Raw genomic sequence first — 15,715 nt, forward strand, 5'->3', positions numbered from 1 at the left:
ACTACCTCCATGTTCGTCCATGATTGAACGGCTAGAAACGGGAATCTGTCGATGCGGCCATGCGCAGCGCAAGGCAGGTGTGGGACACGGGGATCAGCGCCCGGAAGGCGGAACGAGGTTGCTGTAGCTGCGCTGGTCGTTGATCAGGGCCTTGCCCTTTTCCTCGATACGGCGCCGCTCGGCCACGGTCAGGCAGCGCCCCTTGGGCATGTTGCTGCCGGTGGTGCGCTGGTAGGTGCAGATCTGGCGGCTGTCGTCATGGCCACGGGTCAGCAGGGTATTGATCCGCTCCTGCTCGTTGAAGACGTCGGCCTGCTCCTGCGGTGGCAGCTCCTGCACGGTCTGGCGTTCGCCCATCCGCGAGCGGATCCGTTCCAGTGACTGCTGCACGCGGCTGCGGTCCTCATTGGACAACTCGGCGTATTCAGGAGTGGCCAGGGCTGCCTCCACCTGGCGGATCTGTCCGGCCACCGGCGCCTGCCGGTCCATCTGCAGGGCGGTCTTTTCCGGCTTGGCGGCAGCCGCGCCGGACAGCCCCAGCAACAACGCGATCATCGTGATGCGGTACATCGCCAGCCTCCGATCCATCCAGGAACGATGCGCGTCACTCTACGGCCGTCACGCGGCCTCCACAAGGGGCCTTCGGCAGGCATAAAAAAGACCCAGGCGGTGCCCCCGCCTGGGTCTGAAGTTGTATCCCGATACCGATCCTGCTGAGAGGCAGAGCTGCGGTTCGCTGAAGCCTACGCCGGCACCGATTAAAGGCTCGTTAAAGCCGGCGTCATTTGCCCATGAGAATCATAATTAATTGAAATATCAGGGTTTTTTAAGTTTCTCGACGTGCTCGATGATACGCGTGGCGACATCCACTCCGCAGGCGGCTTCGATCCCTTCCAGCCCAGGCGTGGAATTGATTTCCAGCACCAGCGGCCCGCGCGCTGAGCGGATCAGGTCCACCCCGCACACGGACAGTCCCAGTGCCTTGGCCGAACGTACTGCCACCTGTTGCTCGGCGCGGCTGGCCTTGGCCGCTACCGCGGTCCCCCCGGCATGCAGGTTGGAGCGGAAATCACCTTCCGGCGCTTGCCGCTGCATCGACGCCACCACCTGGTCACCCACCACGAAGCAGCGCAGGTCGGCGCCCTTGGCCTCGCCAATGAACTCCTGCATCAGGAAGTTGGCGTACAGACCACGCAGGGCCTCGACGATGCCGCGCGAGGCACTGGCCTTCTCGGTGAGGATCACGCCCCGCCCCTGGGTGCCCTCGTTGAGCTTCACCACGTGCGGCGGCGGGCCGAGCATGGACAGCAGGTCGACGGTGTCATCGGGGTTGTCGCCGAACACGGTGACCGGCATGTCGATGCCCTTGGCCGCCAGCAGCTGGTGCGCGCGCAGCTTGTCGCGCGAACGCAGGATCGCATCGGACGGATTGGGGGTGCGTGCGCCCATCAGCTCGAACTGGCGCAGCACGGCGGTGCCATAGCGGGTGATCGAGGCGCCGATGCGCGGAATGACCATGTCCACACCGGTCATCGGCCGGCCCTTGTAGTGCATCGAGAAGCCATCGGCAGCGATGCGCATGTAGCAGCGCAGCGGGTCGAGGATGCGTACGGTGTGGCCGCGCGCGCGCGCCGCTTCGACCAGCCGGCGGGTGGAGTACAGGGTGCTGTTGCGGGACAGGATGGCGAGCTTCATCGCGGCGGGATCGGACGGCAGGCGCGCAGCATAGCGCGGGCGTGTGGCGGGTGGATGATGCTCTGCGAACGGCGGCATCTGCTCGCCTGGCAGTGCTGTGCGAAGATGCCCCTGCCGGCCAATGGACAGGACACGGCCGGCTTGCACAAACCAAGGAGAACCACAGATGCGAATGGGAATTCCGCTGTTGTTGCTGTTTGGCCTGGTGGGAGGCGCCACAGACGTACAAGCTGCGCCGACCCATGCAGTCTCCCGGCTCTACTTCGATGCCAACAACACCCTGATCGGCCAGGGCCTGCGCTACTGCACAGGCAAGACACAGCACCAGGGCGTTGCCTCACACGCCAATACGCGCTGGATCGATGTTTCCTACGCCTGCCAGGGCGACTCGACCGACGTTTCCTACGGCAGCTGGGTACCTGCCCAGCTGCGGCAGGATTTCTGCACGCTGTATGACGCCTGCACGTCACTGATGCCGTGGCCCGAACCCGGCCTGCCCGGCACCCTCGGCAACGGTTTCTACTCAGACTGACGCCCAGTAGTCGCCGCACTGTCTCCGGCGAAGGCAGCACCGTCGCCGGAGACCCCACCCACTACGCCCCGGAGGCATCATGCCGCTGACGATCCTTCCGCGCTTCTCCGAAGTGGATGTACTCGGCCACGTCACCAACACCGCCCTGCCCGTCTGGTTCGAGGAAGGCCGCCAGGAGATCTTCCGGCATTTCAGCCGCGAGGCCAGCATGCGCGACCTGACGCTGATCCTGCGCCGCTACGAGATCGACTTCCTGCAGCAGATACAGGCCGGTCACGAAGTGCGCATCGAGACCCGCATCGAGAACATCGGCCGCTCCTCGCTGTCGATCGTGCAGCAGGCGTTCCAGTTCGAGGCCCTGGTGGCCAGCGGGCGCTGCGTGATGGTGCATTTCGACTACACAGCCAACGCTTCGCGCGCCATCGATGTAGAGCAGCGCCGGGCGTTGTCGGGGCTGTTTACCGAGGAGTATGCGCAGCTGATGCAATCGGCAGGCACATGAGTCATCCGGAAATCCGGTCATCCGCACCCATTTGCCGTCTCTGGCGGTGGAAGGGCCATCGCCGGGGACATCCTCATGGCTCATCCAGGGGATGCGTGCCGCTGATCAGCACGGGGCAGGCGCAACGAGAAGCACCCATCGCGGACACGCACGGCCAATGCGGTTTCCCGCCATTCCACAGGCAGCGCCAATGCCGTGTGTGGCGTGGGGATGCGTGTGATCGCCTCGAACGTCCAGTGTTCCTCATAGGCTTCGCAGCGAAGCGTTCCGTCATCGCCGACCGCGATCACATCGATCCAGGCCCCACTCCGGGTCTTGCCACTGCCGCCCATCGCACGGCGGCCGATGGCCTGCCAATGCCCCTGCCATTGGACGAGCCACACACCCTCGATGGGACGCAGATCCCCATCAAGTACGCTGCCCGCCACCGCCACGCATCGCCCTGACGGGCTGGCGATGACCGTGTCCAGATCGCAGGCATGACGGTCACTGGCCTCGCCATCAAGGCAGAGGGCGTACGGGCAGACGCGGGTGAACAGGGACGGATGTGCGGTCAGGCGCAGGTCGTCGGGAAGCAGCGGGATGGCCTGCAGAACCCGACCGTCAGGCAGGACATGCCGCAATGCCTGCGGCAACCCGGCGGCCACTGCCGGATGTTCCTGTTCCAGCCATAGACCCCGACAGGGGCGCAGCGTGGTCAATCGACTGGGAAGATCGCGCAGCCACGCCGCAGCTTCGGCATCCCCGCCAAGCTGCCGACGCTCGTGCAGTTCCTGCCAGAACAGGCTGGGAACAATCGTCAGCAGGTGCATCACCCTCTTGTCCGCTTCGTCGTAGACGATCACCGCTTCGCTGCGATCAATGTAGCCACTGGCCACGCGCAGCGCGCTTCCTGCCAGCTGCTGCCACTCACCACTGGCATCGTGGCTGCCGCTGGTCGATACGCCTTCAACGATGGCGCCGTCGCGCAGCATCTGGGTGCTGTAGGCAGGCCCGCCCATACCCAGCTCGCCCCAGTCCAGCAGCACATCGTGCCTGGGCGGCCGAGTGGCAAAGGGCAGCGTCGCCCGCGAGCGCAGCTGTGCGCCGCCTACGGCATCGCCAACCAGATCGAAGCGCTGCAGCACGCCTCCCAGGGCAAGGCATGCGGCCAGGCCAACGACCACGCCCAAGGGCGACCACCAGGCCACGCAGATGGCGACCCAAGCCAGGAACGGCAGCCATTGGGTGTATCGGCGGAGGGTGATGCGATCAACAATCATGCGGGTGTGGTGGCTGCGACTTCGCACCAGAACGCTGATTCAAGCGCCCGGCACTCCAGGCATTCCGCCGAATCGATTCTCTTCCTCGCTCCCCGGAAGGAGCATGAGAGGAAAGAGAACGAACACACCCAACGGAATGAATGCGATCACCACGTACCAGCCGGACTCGTCGATATCGTGCAATCGCCGAACGGCCAGGGCCAGCATCGGCGGGAGGAGGACGATGACGGCAAACATCGCCACTGCCACTCCTGCTCCCTGCAGACGCTGGGACATTTCCCCATCGTAGAGATCGCTACCGATCAGCCAGGAGCTGGCATTCATCAGAATGTAGCCCAACCCCGCCACGAACCCGCCAAGCAGGGAATACGACCAGAATTCTGTCCGGTTGGATCGCCCTGAAAAATCAAGGCATCGCCTGATGGGCATGAGTGCAGCGATCATTCTCGCTCCGGGCAGCGGGCGCTGGGAACCAAAAGTTAACGATCTTTTAGCATCCCCAAGCCGAGCACCGACTGAATCTTCCGGCGCGACACAGCCTGGGAGACAGCGGGCGTTGCCGAGGAGGCCGCGCAGCCAAGAACAACATACCAATTGCCTCGCACTTTCATGGCCGTGAGCATCTTGAATCGAAGCACTGGCTTCCTGAAGCGACGGATTGGTTCAATTCCGGTTTTCCCAAAAGACGCTTCTGCTAGCTTCATCACTCACTCATGGATTTGAGGTTTTACATGGCTGCGATTTCCTTTCCCCTGATGCTTGCACTGCTTTCGGCCCAGGCGTCGGTGGCACCGAATGTGGAACGTGAGCACAGCGGGCACTCAGGGGCATCCTCGATCGGGCCGGGCATCTGTGATCCTGGCATGGACATGTTGCCGAACCACGGTGGCGTGGCGGTCCGGCGATGCGGCAAGAATGGTACGGTCTCGGGCGTTGGCAGCAATATCGATGATGCGACAGCCAATGCGAATGGGCTCCTCGCCGTCGCCGAGGAAGGCCCCGTATGCAGCGTCCTCGCACACGATCCATATGTCAGCATCCCAGCACCCGGCGTCGGAATCAAAGGGCAGTGCGATTCCACCTCCCTTTCCGCCTACGGCCTGTCGACAACGACCGCGGGGAGGAACCTGCTCGAACTGGCCATCAATCTTGCTGCGACGCAGGCAAGCTGCAATGTTGACTACTACTACGGGTCGGCACACGGATACAGGTATCCCTACACCTGTAGCCGAGCAGGTCAGTCCTGGAGCATTGCCGGCATTGGCTCCAGCGTCGATGATTCAAACGCGATTGCAATGCGCCTTGTGAAGAAATCGTCCGAAACAGGCACGCACTGCTACTTCGACAATGCCGAACTGAATGGCGTCGTATTCCGTGCCTATCTGCATTGCAACGGGTCAACGTATACCGGATTCGGAAGCTCCATCACTGCCGCCGCCAAGGACGCGGCCGCGCAAGCGGGCGCATAAGCCACTCGGGCTGTGGTTCGGAGGAGCCACAGCCCAACGCATTGAAGAGAGAAGTCAGGGCGCTGCCACCACACCCTGGCTTCGGTGTGGTTCAACCATTGCGCCGCGTCTGCCTGGGGTGAATACCCTGGAGACATGGAGCGGGCGATGGGAATCGAACCCACGTCAGTAGCTTGGGAAGCTACAGCTCTACCATTGAGCTACGCCCGCGTTGCGGTGGAAAGTCTATGCGGAGCGGCCGGTGTTGCGCAATGGTAGCCGGTCCATCCTGCCATGCAGCGGCGGGGTTGGAGCCCTTTCCCTGCGGAAAGGACCCCGACCCCGCTCTGGATCAGAAGCTGCCGCTGACGGTGGCGAAGACCGAGGCATCGCGGGCGCGCTTCTGCGCGGCCGTGGTGCTCAGGCCAACGTTGCCCTGCAGGCCGAACAGGTCCATGCGCGCACCCAGCACGGCGGTGGCGTAGTTCTTGTCGAAGTCCAGGCCCGGCACGCGGTAGCTGCCCAGTTCCGGCAGCGTCTGCAGCCAGGCGCTGGCCTGCTTGGTGTCCTCGAACTCGTGGTCGTAGGTCACCTGCACGTACGGCTTGACGGTGCCGCCATCGAAGCGGGCCTGCCAGCCGATACGGCCAACGGTGGAGTCGACGTTCTGGCGGTCGTAGCCCAGGGCAGTGGCCAGCGTGCCGGCGGCGGCGCTTTCGCTGTAACCGTCGATCTTGACCTTCTGCCAGATCACCGCAGCGACCGGACCATGGCGGAAGCCACCTTCGGTGCCGAACTCATAACCGGCGTTCAGTGCAGCAGTGAGGTTGCTGCCATCCGGCGAACCACCGTGCTCGCGGGTGGCCGGGCCCAGCTGGACCTTGCGGTTCACGTCATACGACAGCCAGGTGTAGCTGACCTGGCCGTTGACCCAGACGCGGTCGCCGTACCATGCCGCGAACAGGCCGGCGGTGGTGTCCTTCTGGGTGAAGTCGCCACGGCTGTTGCCGAAGTCGGCATTCAGGCGACCGAAGCCGGCGAAGCCGCCGAGCACCACGCCGTCGCGCGCCCAGTCGATGCCGAACAGGCCGGCCGGAGCGAGGCCGTCATACAGGTCCGCGTGGTCGTAGCGCTGCAGGTCGCCACGCACGCCACCCCACCACGACAGGCCATCGGCCGGACGGGCGCCCAGGTGATTGCTGACCTGATCGGCACGCGAGCGGCCGATGGTCTGTGCCGAGTGGCTCAGCACCTGCTGCAGGCGCGGTGCTTCCAGCACCGAAACGGCGTACTGACCCAGCAGCTGGTGGCCAGCGACGGTCGGATGCACGCCATCGGCGAACAGATAGGTCTGGTACGCATCCGGGCTGACATAGCTGGTCGGATTGCAGGTCAGGATGCTGACCGTCGAGTTGTTCGGATCGATCTTGCAGGCGGTGCTGGTGACGTTGGTGAAACCGTACATGGCCGGGTTGGCAGCCACTTCACTCAGCACGGTGAAGGTATCCAGCGGAATGAACTCGATGCCGGCCTGCTTCAGGCCACCGTACAGGGCCTTGTTGTAACCCGCGGACAGCGCAGTGGCGGTGGCCGCATTCGGGCCACGGAATGCCGGAGTCAGGCCGACATTCGGCAGGTTCGGCACCAGCACGTACTGTGCCCCTGCCTGCTTCAGCGCGCCGACCAGGGCAATCTGATCGGTAACGGCTGCGCCGATGATGGCCTGGGCCTGCGTCGGAGCGCCAGCTGCAGCGAACAGGTCGTTGGCGCCACCCCATACGGTGTACAGGGCATTGCGATCTGCCTTGCCGCCGTTCGCAGCCAGGTAACGGTTGGCCTGCGTCTTCAGCGACGGGATGACGCCCAGCGCGCTCGGTACGTCCACGCTGACACGGGCACCGCCTGCGGCGTAATTGTCACCGTTCTGGCCATTGCCGTTGGCGCCGTTGTTGAGGCCGTAGTAGTTGGCCACCTGTTGTGACCACACCCAGCCCGGGTTGGTGGTGAACTGACCGGTGGCCCCCTGGGTGGCCGCCGGCAGCAGCGGACGGAAGTAACCGGCGTCGGTCAGGCTGTCACCGAAGAACACGGCCTTCGAGTACGGGTTTTCGTCTGCCATGGCCGGAAGCGCGGCCAGCGCGATCGCGGCCGCCATCAGGGAGCGGATCGGGTGTTTGCTGAGCTGCATGTAGAAACTCCTGTGGGGAAGATAGGTAGGAATCCGGCGCACGTACGCCGGCGCACGGTGAATGGTTTCACCGCGCCGCCTTTTGCTCACGCTGCGCCGCCGCATGGATTGTCGCCTGATCGCCTGACAGTGCGCTGTGCCAGCGTTGGCGCCCGGAGGAAGTTGCAAGCATTCCGATCCTGACGTGCCATCAGCGACAATGAGCGGATGAACATCCAGCTCAATGGCGAACCGCGTACCCTGCCCGCTTCGGCGACCCTCCACGACCTGCTCGAGGCCGAGCAGCTGCTGCAGCGCCGGGTGGCGGTGGAGGTCAACGGCGAGATCGTCAGCCGCAGCCGCCATGGCGAACATGCGCTGGCCGAAGGCGACGTAGTGGAGATCGTGCACGCGCTGGGCGGGGGCTGATGGCCGGGGTCGGATCCCATCGAATTGCGATGGGCTCTGCCCCAGAACCACTTCGCAGCGGGTCAGAGCCCTTTGCCCTGGCAAAGGGATCCGACCCAGCCCTCTACGTGACCCCATCTTCAGGCGGATAAGCGATAATCGCGCCATGAACGTTCAAGTCTCCCCCGATTCGCTGGTGATCGCCGGCAAGACCTATGGCTCGCGGCTGCTGACCGGCACCGGCAAGTTCAAGGATCTGGAAGAAACCCGCCTGGCCACCGAGGCTGCAGGCGCCCAGATCGTCACCGTGGCCATCCGCCGCACCAACATCGGGCAGAACCCGGGCGAGCCGAACCTGCTCGACGTGCTGCCGCCGGAGCGTTTCACCATCCTGCCCAACACCGCCGGCTGCTACACCGCCGAGGATGCCGTGCGCACCTGCCGCCTGGCCCGTGAGCTGCTGGACGGCCACAACCTGACCAAGCTGGAAGTGCTGGGCGACCAGAAGTCGCTGTACCCGGACGTGGTGCAGACCCTCAAGGCCGCCGAGCAGCTGGTCAAGGACGGTTTCGAGGTGATGGTCTACACCTCCGACGACCCGATCCTGGCCAAGCGCCTGGAAGAGATCGGCTGCGCTGCGGTGATGCCGCTGGCCGCGCCGATCGGTTCGGGCCTGGGCATCCAGAACAAGTACAACCTGCTGCAGATCATCGAAGACGCCAAGGTGCCGATCATCGTCGACGCCGGCGTCGGCACCGCTTCGGATGCGGCGATCGCGATGGAGCTCGGCTGCGATGGCGTGCTGATGAACACCGCCATTGCCGGCGCGCGCCACCCGGTGCTGATGGCCAGCGCCATGCGCAAGGCGGTCGAAGCCGGACGCGAGGCCTTCCTGGCCGGGCGAATCCCGCGCAAGCGCTATGCCAGTGCGTCGTCGCCGATTGACGGGTTGATCGGCTGATGACCAATCCTTTCGACAGCGCGGGTTCCAAGGCCCCGCCCAAGCCCTTCACGGTCAGTGAAGGTCGCCGCGAAGTGCGCAGTTTCGTGCTGCGTCAGGGCCGCTTCACTCCGGCCCAGCAGCGCGCGTTCGACGAACGCTGGCCACGCTTCGGCCTGGACTACAGCGGCCAGCCGCGTGACCTGGATGCGACCTTCGGCCGTCCCGCGCACAAGGTGCTGGAAATCGGCTTCGGCAATGGCGCGGCCATGCGCTTCGCCGCCCAGCACGACCCGTCGCGCGACTACATCGGCATCGAAGTGCACGCCCCGGGTGTGGGCCGCCTGCTGAACGCGCTGGCCGATGACAACGCCGATCACGTGCGCCTGTACCACCACGATGCGGTGGAGGTGCTGCAGAACGAGATCGCCGATGGCGCGCTGGATGAAGTGCGCATCTACTTCCCGGATCCGTGGCACAAGAAGCGCCACAACAAGCGCCGCCTGCTGCAGCCGGCGTTCGCCGAACTGATCGTGCGCAAGCTGCGCCCGGGCGGCCGCCTGCACTGCGCCACCGACTGGGAGGACTACGCCGAGCAGATGTGGGACGTGCTGGACGCCACCGCTGGCCTGGTCAACCGCGCCGGTCCGCGTGGCAGCGTGCCGCGCCCGGACTGGCGGCCGCAGACCCACTTCGAGACCCGCGGCCAGAAGCTCGGCCATGGCGTCTGGGACCTGTTGTACGACCGCACCTGACGATCGCCTGAGGACGCCGCTCCCCACATGGATACCGCGCTGACGCTGACCAACGACATGAAGCTCGTGCTCGGGCTGGTCGGCTTCACGATGGCGATGTTCCTGTTCGAGCGCATCCGCGCCGACGTGGTCGCGCTGGTGGTGCTGGTGGTGCTCGGCGTCACCGGCCTGATCGCGCCGGAGGAAATCTTCGGTGGTTTCTCCGGTAACGCGGTGATGAGCATCATCGCCACCACCATCCTCGGTGCCGGCCTGGACCGCACCGGGGCGCTGAACCGGCTGGCCGCATGGCTGCTGCGGCGCGGCCATGGCGTGGAGCAGCGGCTGCTGATGATGACCACGGCCATCGCCGGCCTGAACTCGTCCTTCATGCAGAATCCGTCGGTGATGGCGCTGTACCTGCCGGTGGCCTCGCGGCTGGCGGCGCGCACGGGCCTGACCATGCAGCGGCTGCTACTGCCGATCTCGGCGGCGATCGTGATGGGTGGCGCGCTGACCATGGTCGGCAACTCGCCGCTGATCCTGCTGAACGATCTGCTGGCCTCGGCCAACAACAACCTGCCCTCGGGCCTGGCCACCATCGAACCGCTGCGCATGTTCGCGCCGCTGCCGATCGGCGTGGCGCTGCTGATCGCTTCGCTGCTGTACTTCCGCTACTACGGCGACCGCAAGCTGGTGGAAGAGGAAAGCCTGGTCAACGACGGGGTCACCCCGGCACGCACCGAGAGCTACTTCGCAAAGACCTATGGCATCGAAGGCGACGTGTTCGAACTGGTGGTCAGCGCTGAAAGCCCGCTGGTCGGCATGACCCTGGGCGAGGCCGAGAACCTGCATGATGCGCCGCTGCTGCTGGCCCTGAAAACCGGCAATGACACCCGCCTGGCGCCACCGGCGGAAATGCGCATCTGGGTCGGCAGCGTGCTGGGGGCGATGGGCCCGCGCGAGCAGATCCACGATTTCGCGCAGAACCAGTTCCTGCGCATGTCCTCGCGCCTGAAGCACCTCGGTGACCTGTTCAACCCCAGCCGCGCCGGCATCTCCGAGGCAGTGGTGCCACCGACCTCGAACGTGATCGGCAAGAGCGCGGCCGACCTGCGCCTGCGCAAGGAGCGCGGCATCAGCCTGCTGGCGATCAACCGCGACAAGCAGGTGATCCGCGAGGACGTGCGCGATGTGCAGCTGCGTGCCGGCGACATGCTGGTCTTCCACAGCATCTGGACCGACCTGGCACAGGCCGCCAGGAGTCGTGACTTCGTGGTGGTAACCGACTACCCGACCGGCGAGCAGCGCCCGCACAAGTTCAAGATCGCGATGGCGATCTTCGCGTTGACCATCCTGATCGCGCTGACCAGCAAGCTGCCGGTGGCGCTGACCCTGATGACCGGCGTGGCCGGCATGCTGCTGACCGGCGTGCTGCGCATGGACGAGGCCTACGCCTCGATCAACTGGAAAACAGTGTTCATGATGGCCGGGCTGATCCCGCTCGGCTGGGCGATGGACTCCAGCGGCGCGGCGGCATGGGTGGCCGGCCACACCATCGACAAGCTGCCCACCGGCATCCCGGTATGGGTGCTGGAAGTCGCACTGGCGCTGCTGACCACGGCGTTCTCGCTGGTGATCAGCCATGTGGGCGCGACCATCGTGATGGTGCCCATTGCGGTGAACCTGGCGCTGGCCGCGGGCGGCAACCCGACGGCGTTCGCGCTGATCGTGGCGCTGTCGGCGTCCAACAACCTGATGACGGCCTCCAATCCGGTGATCTCGATGATCACCGGCCCGGCCAACTACACCCCACGCGAAATGTGGCGGGTCGGCGGACCACTGTCGCTGATCTATACGTGCGTGGTGGTGTTGATGATCAACCTGATGTTCTGAGGGTTGGGATTTGTTGGCAGGGGTGCGCCCTGCACCCGCCGAGGCAACGACAACGGCAACGGCCTGCATTCCTTGGGATGGCGGGTGGGTCCGGTTGCGGGGGACGCCGTAAACCCCCAGACCGGCCCAGCCGCTGGCGGCTGTGCGTTCGGGCGCTTGCGAAGCAGTGCTTCGCAAGCAAAGCGCCCTCACCCATGGGGGCTTGGCCGCGGCATCCATGCCGCGGACACCCCCGCCACCGGACTCACCCCGCCTTCGACAGATTTCCGCGATCTGTCGGAACGGCATGGACCGCTGTTGGTAGGTGTCGACCTTGGTCGACACGACTTTTGTAGAGTCGAGCCGTGCTCGACTGCTTCCGGCCTCAGGCCAGGTAGACCTGCCCGTCGCGCACGTCCACCGGCACCGCGCGCAGGCGGTCGCCCTTGCAGGGGCCGGCGATGCAGTCGCCGCTGTCCAGCGCGAACGAGGCGCCGTGCGCTGCACATACCAGGTGGCCTTCGCGGCTCTTCAGGAACTGGCCCGGTGCCCAGTCCAGGCGGCGACCGGCATGCGGGCAGATGTTCAGGAACGCCCGCACCTGAGACCCGTCGCGATACAACACCAGCGACTCGGCATCCCCATCGACCACCGCCTCGACCTCGGCGAACGCGCCATCGGCAATGGCATCAAGGGCGATCAGGGCAGCAGCGGCAGTCATGGCGAAGGCTCGGACAGTAAACGCGCATTGTCGCACGCCCACTCAGGTGACTGGCTGCAACATGAACACAAGTCATTGATTCGTAATAAGCACAGGCTATATTTAACGAGTTTTTCACTCAAAGACAGTGGCACCTCCCGATACTCTGGTTTCGCTGATTCCAGCCTATCGAGCCGCCATGTTCAATCGCGCATCCGCCTTCAACCAGTTCCGCACCCTGTTCGCGCCGCGCAAGCCGCGTCACCCGCTGGTGCGCGTTGCCGTGGGCCTGCTCGGCCTGGCGATCCTGGCCGCGATGGTGTTCATTGGCGTGTTCGTCGGTGCGGCGATGATCCTGGTCGGCCTGGCATGGAAGCTGCTGGCTTCGCGCAAGCCGGGCACTGCCCGTCCTCTCGACCCGAACGTGGTCGAGGGCGAGTTCCGCGTGGTGCGCAAGCCGGTGCTGCCGGCCTCGCGTTGATCCACGCCCTCCGCGCCCGCTGACGGCGGGCGCCATGCGTTCTAGACTGCGGGCACGCCCTTCCTGGATGCCCGCATGTCCGATGTCTCCGATGTGATTCCTGCCGTAGCCCTGCCGCGTGTGCCGGTGGTGGGTGGTGGCAGCTTCCCCGTGCACCGTATCTACTGCGTCGGCCGCAATTTCGCCGACCATGCCCGCGAAATGGGCGCAGCGGTGCCGGCGGCCGACGACCGCGGCCGTCCGATGTTCTTCAGCAAGCCGGCCGATGCGATCGTGGTCGGCCACGACGATGCCATCCCCTATCCCCCGGCAACCGCCAACCTGCACCACGAAGTGGAACTGGTGGTGGCGATCGGCCGTGATGCGCCGGCCGGTGAACTGGCCGTGGCCGATGCCGATGCGCTGGTCTACGGCTATGCAGTCGGACTGGATCTGACCCGTCGCGACCTGCAGGCCGCCGCCAAGGACAAGGGCCATCCGTGGGATGCAGCCAAGGGCTTCGATGCTTCGGCACCGATCAGCGAGATCGTGCATGCCGCTGAAGTGGGCGACCTGGCCGCGCTGAACCTGTCGCTGGAGGTCAACGGCGAGGTCCGCCAGCAGGCCCTGCTCGACCAGATGATCTGGAACGTGCCGGAGATCCTGCATGAGCTGTCCAAGCTGTGGCAGCTGCGTGCCGGCGACCTTGTGTTCATGGGTACCCCGTCCGGGGTGGCGGCGCTGAAGCCCGGCGACCGTTTCAGTGCCCGATTGGAAAACGTGGCCGAGCGCCACGGCGTGATCGCCGGCTGACATCACCTGCGCTACCCTGCGCGCTGTCCACTTCCCCCACCGGAGAAAAACAACAATGGGAATGCTCACCGAGTTCAAGGAATTCGCGATGCGCGGCAACGTCATCGACCTCGCCGTCGGCGTGGTGATCGGCGCGGCCTTCGGCAAGATCGTGACCGCGCTGGTCGAGAAGATCATCATGCCGCCGCTGGGCATGCTGATCGGCAAGGTGGATTTCTCGCAGCTGGCGTGGACGCTGTCACCGGCCAGCATCGGTGCCGACGGCAAGGAAATCCCCGCCGTGGTGATCGGCTACGGCGACTTCATCAACACGCTGATCCAGTTCGTGATCGTGGCCTTCGCCATCTTCCTGGTGATCAAGGTGATCAACCGCCTGTCGCGCAAGAAGGAAGCCGCTCCGGCCGCACCGGCCGAGGAAGTGGTGCTGCTGCGCGAGATCCGCGACAGCCTGAAGAAATAAGGCGGCCTACCGGTAGTGCCGGCCGCTGGCCGGCAACGTCGGAACAACCGTGGTGCCGGCCAGCGGCCGGCACTACCGCGACTGCACGAAAGCCCCGCTCCGGCGGGGCTTTCGCTTTGCCGGACGTGGCGGAAAACAGCGTTCGCGCCAGCCATGACCTCCCGCCCATGCGCGGGCCTGAACGACTGTTAAGCTCCAAGGCTTGGTCCCTTCCCGGAGCTGTCCATGCGTCGCCGCATCCTTGCCATCGCATCCTCCCTCGCCCTGCTGGCCGCCCCGGCCTTCGCGGCGCCGCACACCACCACCCTGCCCCCGGCTTCGCTGGCCACCGCTGCGCAGCTGCGCGACCAGGCACTGGCTGACGACACCGGCTGGAAGGTGGTCGAATCGCTGACCACCGAGATCGGCCCGCGCATCGCCGGCAGCGAAGCTGACGCTCGCGCCGTGGCCTGGGCCGAAGCCAAGTTCAAGGCACTCGGTTTCGACAAGGTCTGGAAAGAGCCGGTGACCTTCCCGAAATGGGAGCGCCGCAGTGAACACGCCGCCGTAACCGGCAGGAACCCGCAGCCGCTGCAGATCACCGCGCTGGGCGGCAGCCCGGGCGGCACGGTCGAAGCCGAGGTAGTGCGGTTTGCCGATCTGGCCGCGCTGCAGGCCGCACCGGCGGGTTCGCTGAAGGGCAAGATCGCCTTCGTCGATTACCAGATGCTGCCGTTCCGCGATGGCCGCGACTATGGCCGTGGCGGCGCGATCCGCAGCAAGGGCCCGTCCGAGGCCATCCGCAAGGGCGCGATCGGTTTCCTGATGCGCTCGGCCGGTACCGATTCGCACCGCGTGCCGCACACCGGCATCACCCGCTTCGATGACGGCCTGACCCCGGTGCCGTCGGCGGCGCTGTCGGTGCCCGACGCCGACCAGCTGGCGCGTCTGCTTGCCCGTGGCGCAACCACGGTGAAGGTCGCACTGGACTGCGGTTGGGATGGCACGGCGACCTCGTACAACGTGATCGGTGAGATCACCGGCCGCACGCTGCCGAAGGAAGTGGTGGTGATCGGTGGACACCTGGACTCGTGGGACCTGGGCACCGGCGCGGTCGATGACGGCGCAGGCGTGGGCATCACCATGGCCGCCGGTCATCTGATCGGCCAGCTGAAGCAGGCGCCGAAGCGCACCATCCGCGTGGTCGCCTTCGCCAACGAAGAACAGGGCCTGTATGGCGGCAAGGCCTACGCCGAGGCGCACGCCAAGGACGTAGCCCTGCACCAGCTGGCCGCCGAGAGCGATTTCGGTGCTGGCCGCATCTACGCCTTCAACACCGGTTCGCCGAACCCGGAAGGCTCGCGCGAGGCAACCAGGCAGATTGCCGAGGTGATGAAGCCGCTGGGCATCGAGTACGCCGCCGACAAGGGTGGCCCGGGGCCGGATGTCGGTCCGCTGGCCGCCAAGGGTGGCGCATGGGCGTGGCTGGCGCAGGATGGCTCGGATTACTTCCACCTGCACCACACCGCCGACGACACCCTCGACAAGATCGATCCGAAGGCGCTGGCGCAGAACGTGGCCGCCTACACCGTGTTCGCGTATCTGGCGGCGGAAGCCGATGGCAGCTTCGGCAGCGAAGCCAAGGCGACCACGCCGCCGAACGAATGACGCAGTAGCGCCGGGCCATGCCCGGCGAGCGCAGCGGCGGGAGCGGTGCGAACCAAGGTTCGCACCCACCAC

Annotated in this window: 17 protein-coding genes and 1 tRNA gene; 11 read left to right on the top strand and 7 right to left on the bottom strand. The window is 65.6% G+C overall.

Annotation, left to right across the window (positions count from 1 at the left end):
* Positions 1 to 93: 93 nt before the first annotated feature.
* Both V9K93_RS15570 and rimK read right to left on the bottom strand, forming a co-directional pair.
* On the bottom strand, positions 94 to 570 hold the full coding sequence (locus tag V9K93_RS15570) for a hypothetical protein (protein WP_046985458.1): 477 nt from the start codon (positions 568 to 570) through the stop codon (positions 94 to 96).
* A gap of 246 nt (positions 571 to 816) precedes the next feature.
* Positions 817 to 1,695, bottom strand: coding sequence for a 30S ribosomal protein S6--L-glutamate ligase (rimK, locus tag V9K93_RS15575; protein WP_006387331.1), 879 nt, complete (start codon positions 1,693 to 1,695; stop codon positions 817 to 819).
* Positions 1,696 to 1,861: 166 nt separating this feature from the next.
* Between rimK and V9K93_RS15580 the strand changes: the two genes are divergently transcribed.
* Both V9K93_RS15580 and V9K93_RS15585 read left to right on the top strand, forming a co-directional pair.
* Positions 1,862 to 2,227 carry a hypothetical protein gene (locus V9K93_RS15580; RefSeq protein WP_248298490.1) on the top strand — a complete coding sequence of 122 codons (366 nt, stop codon included), beginning with the start codon at positions 1,862 to 1,864 and terminating at the stop codon, positions 2,225 to 2,227.
* A gap of 79 nt (positions 2,228 to 2,306) precedes the next feature.
* On the top strand, positions 2,307 to 2,729 hold the full coding sequence (locus V9K93_RS15585; RefSeq protein WP_337302845.1) for an acyl-CoA thioesterase: 423 nt from the start codon (positions 2,307 to 2,309) through the stop codon (positions 2,727 to 2,729).
* A gap of 80 nt (positions 2,730 to 2,809) precedes the next feature.
* On the opposite strand, the gene V9K93_RS15590 is transcribed toward V9K93_RS15585, so the two are convergent.
* Together V9K93_RS15590 and V9K93_RS15595 are read right to left on the bottom strand one after the other, a co-directional pair.
* Positions 2,810 to 3,991: a hypothetical protein gene (locus tag V9K93_RS15590; protein ID WP_337302846.1), complete on the bottom strand. Its 1,182-nt coding sequence runs from the start codon at positions 3,989 to 3,991 to the stop codon at positions 2,810 to 2,812.
* A 39-nt stretch (positions 3,992 to 4,030) separates the two neighbouring features.
* Complete coding sequence (locus tag V9K93_RS15595) at positions 4,031 to 4,435, bottom strand: DUF805 domain-containing protein (RefSeq protein WP_136639338.1); 405 nt, start codon at positions 4,433 to 4,435, stop codon at positions 4,031 to 4,033.
* Positions 4,436 to 4,722: 287 nt separating this feature from the next.
* Between V9K93_RS15595 and V9K93_RS15600 the strand changes: the two genes are divergently transcribed.
* The gene (locus tag V9K93_RS15600) at positions 4,723 to 5,460 is read left to right on the top strand and encodes a hypothetical protein (protein ID WP_046985478.1); all 738 of its coding nucleotides are present in this window, start codon (positions 4,723 to 4,725) and stop codon (positions 5,458 to 5,460) included.
* A gap of 136 nt (positions 5,461 to 5,596) precedes the next feature.
* Here the strand turns inward: V9K93_RS15600 and V9K93_RS15605 are convergent.
* Together V9K93_RS15605 and V9K93_RS15610 are read right to left on the bottom strand one after the other, a co-directional pair.
* Positions 5,597 to 5,670 (bottom strand) — tRNA-Gly (locus tag V9K93_RS15605).
* Between the two features lie 121 nt (positions 5,671 to 5,791).
* Entirely contained in the window at positions 5,792 to 7,627 is a 1,836-nt protein-coding gene (locus tag V9K93_RS15610) for an autotransporter outer membrane beta-barrel domain-containing protein (protein ID WP_337302847.1), read from the bottom strand.
* Positions 7,628 to 7,834: 207 nt separating this feature from the next.
* On the opposite strand from V9K93_RS15610, the gene thiS reads away from it, so the two are divergent.
* The 4 genes from thiS to V9K93_RS15630 all read left to right on the top strand — a co-directional run bounded on the left by thiS (position 7,835) and on the right by V9K93_RS15630 (position 11,584).
* On the top strand, positions 7,835 to 8,035 hold the full coding sequence (gene thiS / locus V9K93_RS15615; RefSeq protein ID WP_046985464.1) for a sulfur carrier protein ThiS: 201 nt from the start codon (positions 7,835 to 7,837) through the stop codon (positions 8,033 to 8,035).
* A 145-nt stretch (positions 8,036 to 8,180) separates the two neighbouring features.
* Entirely contained in the window at positions 8,181 to 8,975 is a 795-nt protein-coding gene (locus V9K93_RS15620) for a thiazole synthase (protein WP_006387459.1), read from the top strand.
* Entirely contained in the window at positions 8,975 to 9,709 is a 735-nt protein-coding gene (gene trmB / locus V9K93_RS15625; protein ID WP_046985465.1) for a tRNA (guanosine(46)-N7)-methyltransferase TrmB, read from the top strand. Before V9K93_RS15620 ends, trmB begins: the two co-directional genes overlap by 1 nt.
* A 27-nt stretch (positions 9,710 to 9,736) precedes the next feature.
* Positions 9,737 to 11,584 (top strand): SLC13 family permease, encoded by a 1,848-nt coding sequence (locus V9K93_RS15630; RefSeq protein WP_046985466.1) that lies wholly within the window; start codon positions 9,737 to 9,739, stop codon positions 11,582 to 11,584.
* A gap of 364 nt (positions 11,585 to 11,948) precedes the next feature.
* On the opposite strand, the gene V9K93_RS15635 is transcribed toward V9K93_RS15630, so the two are convergent.
* The gene (locus V9K93_RS15635; RefSeq protein ID WP_046985467.1) at positions 11,949 to 12,284 is read right to left on the bottom strand and encodes a Rieske (2Fe-2S) protein; all 336 of its coding nucleotides are present in this window, start codon (positions 12,282 to 12,284) and stop codon (positions 11,949 to 11,951) included.
* 178 nt (positions 12,285 to 12,462) lie between these two features.
* On the opposite strand from V9K93_RS15635, the gene V9K93_RS15640 reads away from it, so the two are divergent.
* From V9K93_RS15640 to V9K93_RS15655, 4 genes are all read left to right on the top strand, one after another.
* Positions 12,463 to 12,744: a hypothetical protein gene (locus V9K93_RS15640; protein ID WP_046985468.1), complete on the top strand. Its 282-nt coding sequence runs from the start codon at positions 12,463 to 12,465 to the stop codon at positions 12,742 to 12,744.
* A gap of 75 nt (positions 12,745 to 12,819) precedes the next feature.
* Entirely contained in the window at positions 12,820 to 13,536 is a 717-nt protein-coding gene (locus V9K93_RS15645; protein ID WP_006387611.1) for a fumarylacetoacetate hydrolase family protein, read from the top strand.
* Positions 13,537 to 13,591: 55 nt separating this feature from the next.
* The gene (gene mscL / locus V9K93_RS15650) at positions 13,592 to 13,996 is read left to right on the top strand and encodes a large-conductance mechanosensitive channel protein MscL (protein ID WP_046985469.1); all 405 of its coding nucleotides are present in this window, start codon (positions 13,592 to 13,594) and stop codon (positions 13,994 to 13,996) included.
* A gap of 225 nt (positions 13,997 to 14,221) precedes the next feature.
* The gene (locus tag V9K93_RS15655; RefSeq protein WP_337302848.1) at positions 14,222 to 15,643 is read left to right on the top strand and encodes a M28 family peptidase; all 1,422 of its coding nucleotides are present in this window, start codon (positions 14,222 to 14,224) and stop codon (positions 15,641 to 15,643) included.
* The last annotated feature ends 72 nt before the right edge of the window (positions 15,644 to 15,715 follow it).

Source organism: Stenotrophomonas sp. CCNWLW162, from assembly GCF_037203745.1.
Taxonomy (GTDB): Bacteria; Pseudomonadota; Gammaproteobacteria; order Xanthomonadales; family Xanthomonadaceae; genus Stenotrophomonas; species Stenotrophomonas maltophilia_AQ.

Excerpts from the sequence above, each read along its gene's own strand:
- V9K93_RS15570 (WP_046985458.1), bottom strand. The coding sequence starts at position 570 with ATGTACCGCATCACGATGATCGCGTTGTTGCTGGGGCTGTCCGGCGCG.
- rimK (WP_006387331.1), bottom strand. The coding sequence starts at position 1,695 with ATGAAGCTCGCCATCCTGTCCCGCAACAGCACCCTGTACTCCACCCGC.
- V9K93_RS15580 (WP_248298490.1), top strand. The coding sequence starts at position 1,862 with ATGCGAATGGGAATTCCGCTGTTGTTGCTGTTTGGCCTGGTGGGAGGC.
- V9K93_RS15585 (WP_337302845.1), top strand. The coding sequence starts at position 2,307 with ATGCCGCTGACGATCCTTCCGCGCTTCTCCGAAGTGGATGTACTCGGC.
- V9K93_RS15590 (WP_337302846.1), bottom strand. The coding sequence starts at position 3,991 with ATGATTGTTGATCGCATCACCCTCCGCCGATACACCCAATGGCTGCCG.
- V9K93_RS15595 (WP_136639338.1), bottom strand. The coding sequence starts at position 4,435 with ATGATCGCTGCACTCATGCCCATCAGGCGATGCCTTGATTTTTCAGGG.
- V9K93_RS15600 (WP_046985478.1), top strand. The coding sequence starts at position 4,723 with ATGGCTGCGATTTCCTTTCCCCTGATGCTTGCACTGCTTTCGGCCCAG.
- V9K93_RS15610 (WP_337302847.1), bottom strand. The coding sequence starts at position 7,627 with ATGCAGCTCAGCAAACACCCGATCCGCTCCCTGATGGCGGCCGCGATC.
- thiS (WP_046985464.1), top strand. The coding sequence starts at position 7,835 with ATGAACATCCAGCTCAATGGCGAACCGCGTACCCTGCCCGCTTCGGCG.
- V9K93_RS15620 (WP_006387459.1), top strand. The coding sequence starts at position 8,181 with ATGAACGTTCAAGTCTCCCCCGATTCGCTGGTGATCGCCGGCAAGACC.
- trmB (WP_046985465.1), top strand. The coding sequence starts at position 8,975 with ATGACCAATCCTTTCGACAGCGCGGGTTCCAAGGCCCCGCCCAAGCCC.
- V9K93_RS15630 (WP_046985466.1), top strand. The coding sequence starts at position 9,737 with ATGGATACCGCGCTGACGCTGACCAACGACATGAAGCTCGTGCTCGGG.
- V9K93_RS15635 (WP_046985467.1), bottom strand. The coding sequence starts at position 12,284 with ATGACTGCCGCTGCTGCCCTGATCGCCCTTGATGCCATTGCCGATGGC.
- V9K93_RS15640 (WP_046985468.1), top strand. The coding sequence starts at position 12,463 with ATGTTCAATCGCGCATCCGCCTTCAACCAGTTCCGCACCCTGTTCGCG.
- V9K93_RS15645 (WP_006387611.1), top strand. The coding sequence starts at position 12,820 with ATGTCCGATGTCTCCGATGTGATTCCTGCCGTAGCCCTGCCGCGTGTG.
- mscL (WP_046985469.1), top strand. The coding sequence starts at position 13,592 with ATGGGAATGCTCACCGAGTTCAAGGAATTCGCGATGCGCGGCAACGTC.
- V9K93_RS15655 (WP_337302848.1), top strand. The coding sequence starts at position 14,222 with ATGCGTCGCCGCATCCTTGCCATCGCATCCTCCCTCGCCCTGCTGGCC.